The sequence below is a fragment of the Leisingera sp. F5 genome (assembly GCF_001593695.1).
In genome coordinates this window covers 1-1,573 of the sequence record NZ_LUKH01000849.1, presented here as the reverse complement: position 1 = coordinate 1,573, position 1,573 = coordinate 1, and the positions used below count along the sequence as shown (strand labels likewise).

Genomic DNA, 1,573 nt, shown 5'->3' with positions numbered 1-1,573 from the left:
CTCCCCAAATGCAGTTGATGCAAACGGTAGCGGCAGTAAGACACAGGCACAATCCCGCGCTTCCCGGATGGACAATCCCGTCAGCAGGCGCATATTGCGGGGCATGAAAAATGCGTCTGATATCCTGATCGTAGGCGGCGGGCTGAACGGCCCCGCGCTGGCCCTGGCCCTGGCGCAGACCGGCCACAGCGTCACCGTGGTTGACGCGCTTACCCCGGACAAGCTTGCTGACGAGGGCTTTGACGGACGCGGCTATGCGCTGGCACTGGCGTCGCAACGGCTGCTGCAGCAGACCGGCGTCTGGCAGCATGCCGGCGGCAACGCGCAACCCATGCTGGAGATCAAAGTGACCGACGGCCATGCGGGCCAGGGACCATCGCCCTTCTTTATCCACTTCGACCACGCCGAGCTGGAAGAAGGCCCAATGGGCTATATGGTTGAGGACCGTTTCCTGCGCCGGGCCTTCCTGCAGGCCATGGAGGACGCGCCGGGCATCACCTTGGTGTCCGGGCGCACTGTGGTCGCCCAGGCACCGGATCAGACCGGTGTAACTGTCACCCTGGATGACGGCGGAGAGCTGCGCGGCCAGGTTCTGGTCGGCTCGGACGGGCGCCGCAGCGGCACCGCGCAGCGCGCAGGCATCAAACGCACTGGCTGGGACTATGGACAGACAGCCCTGGTCTGCGCCATCGACCATGCGAAACCACATCACGGCATCGCGCATCAGTTTTTCATGCCGCCGGGGCCGCTGGCGATCCTGCCGCTGCCGGGCAACCGGTCTTCCATCGTGTGGAGCGAGCGGAAGGAGACCGCCAAGGCCATCCACGCGCTGAATGACGCCGAATACATTCAGGCGCTGCGGCCGCGCTTTGGTGATTTTCTCGGAGAGATATCCCTGGCGGGCAAACGCTTCACCTATCCGCTGAACCTGACCATCGCCAACAGCTTTATCGGCGACCGCATGGCGCTGGTGGGTGATGCGGCGCATGGGATGCACCCGATTGCAGGTCAAGGGCTGAATGCAGGCCTGCGGGATGTCGGTGCGCTGGCGGAAGTGATCACCGAGGCCACACGGCGCGGTGAGGATATCGGCTCATCCCTGGTGATGGAGCGCTACCAGCAATGGCGCCGGTTCGACACAGCGTCACTGGCTGCAGCCACGGATGTTTTCAATCGGCTGTTTTCCAACGATAACCCGCTGCTGCGTCTGGGACGGGACATCGGCATGGGTTTGGCTGGAGCGATCCCTGGCCTGCGCCGCAATTTCGTGCGCGAGGCAGCAGGCCTGACCGGCGACTTGCCCAAGCTGTTGAAAGGGCAGCCAATCTAAGGCGTTGACGCCGGCATAGTGCAGCGTCAGTCCAGCGCGCGCGCCTCATCTACCAGCATCACCGGGATGCCATGGCGGATCGGAAAGGCCAGGTTGGCAGCACGCGAAATCAGTTCTTGCGCCTGGGCATCGTATTCCAGCACCGCCTGAGTCAGCGGGCAGACCAGCGCTTCCAGCATCCGGCGGTCAAAGGCAGGCGCCTGTGTTTCGGTCATTGCAGGGTTTCCTCCTGAGAGCCGCCGC

Annotated in this window: 2 protein-coding genes; one reads left to right on the top strand and one right to left on the bottom strand. The window is 64.0% G+C overall.

Features of this window, described 5'->3' with window-relative positions; genetic code table 11:
• Window positions 1–103: 103 nt before the first annotated feature.
• A complete protein-coding gene (locus tag A2I95_RS36710) occupies window positions 104–1,330 on the top strand; it encodes an FAD-dependent monooxygenase (protein WP_027256824.1) in 1,227 nt (408 codons plus the stop codon).
• A 26-nt stretch (window positions 1,331–1,356) separates the two neighbouring features.
• Here A2I95_RS36710 and A2I95_RS36705 read toward each other — a convergent pair whose 3' ends face one another.
• Window positions 1,357–1,545, bottom strand: coding sequence for a Trm112 family protein (locus A2I95_RS36705; RefSeq protein WP_027256825.1), 189 nt, complete (start codon window positions 1,543–1,545; stop codon window positions 1,357–1,359).
• Window positions 1,546–1,573 lie beyond the last annotated feature (28 nt).